Genomic DNA, 1,198 nt, shown 5'->3' with positions numbered 1-1,198 from the left:
CTTGGAATATTACGCCATACTCGCCCGGAACAATGCGCTGTATCTTGCCGTCGTTGCCGAACAAGTCTTGGAAATCACTCTGATTCCCAATATCGCTACCCCAAATCTCGGAATTGTTGAATCCAGACCATTGGACGCGATTGGGGTATTGCGTGCCGCCTATGTCCAGGTTCCCCAACACGACGAAATCACGCACAACCGCTATGTGATCGGCTTGTGGGGGCGAACCTGCCAAGTCAGCAAATAAAGCAGAAACACCCATATCATAAAACTGAGTGGGGGCTTCCAGCGATACGGCGATAACACGATCACCGAACTTGGTCATTTCCCATGAATCGACTGTATAGTTGCCCGCCTTGGACACGTTATTGAACGTGTTCGATGACAGCTTATAGAGCTTGGCACTGTCGCCCGCAAACACGTTTATCGTCCCGCTGGAATCAACAGCCGTCAGGCCGCGCAGAGCGGGGTTATCCAGCGCGTTCGTCTCAGTGTTGAGCGATGGCACGTATCTATACGATTGAGCCTGTGGGATAGCGTTCAGAAGCTCCGGAGCGTATTGCGATAACGCGGGCTGGTCTGGACGCCAAGGGGGAAACTTGATGGTCTTTATGTTCAAGGCGTAGGCCCACCGAAACGCTTCAGGTTGTTGCCTCTAAACCGTTCGCGGTTGGCGTTGCGGTTTAGCTTGGCCACCATATCCTGATACTCCCCGTCCCATTTTGCAGCCTGCTCATCGTCGCGCAAATAAGCAAAGCCATACGCCAGCGATTTTGATAGGTACAGGTTGAAATGGCCAGTCAACAAGCCATTTGAATCATTGGCCTCAGCTAGCTCATCATACTTACCAATGTACAGCATCTTTACATCTACTGGATTGGTAGCGCCCGGAGCCGGAGCAAAGTAGATGCTATTGCCCTCTACCGTATAGGCTTGAGGGGAGCCGGACATTGTGGCAACACGCGAACGGTGGAACACTTCTGGTGCCAAGTAATCCAAATCCCGCAAGCCGCTAGCCGCATCAACGTACAGGCTGCGAGCGCCCTTGAAGTCACTGGGCAGTGTGTCAACGCCCGAGGTTAGGGAGAACGTCTTTTGCTTCTCCATGCCCCTAACGCGAAGGTCTTTGCAAATATCTGACTCAGCCATTTGGATGAATCGCTTGATATTCGCTGGCATATCGTCGCGAGCCAGCCAG

General features: G+C 52.6%; 2 protein-coding genes. Both read right to left on the bottom strand.

From position 1 onward, the window contains the following. The coding region (locus ABYP33_RS19410; RefSeq protein WP_373093029.1) for a hypothetical protein at positions 1-619 on the bottom strand (619 nt) is incomplete at its 3' end. Next, positions 616-1,198: hypothetical protein (locus ABYP33_RS19405; RefSeq protein ID WP_373093028.1), on the bottom strand; the 583-nt coding region annotated here is incomplete at its 5' end. The genes ABYP33_RS19405 and ABYP33_RS19410, both read right to left, overlap by 4 nt.

The organism is Zhongshania sp., assembly GCF_041584495.1.
Classification (GTDB): Bacteria; Pseudomonadota; Gammaproteobacteria; order Pseudomonadales; family Spongiibacteraceae; genus Spongiibacter.
The sequence above is the reverse complement of the archived record's forward strand: the minus strand, read 5'-3'. Positions and strand labels throughout refer to the sequence as shown.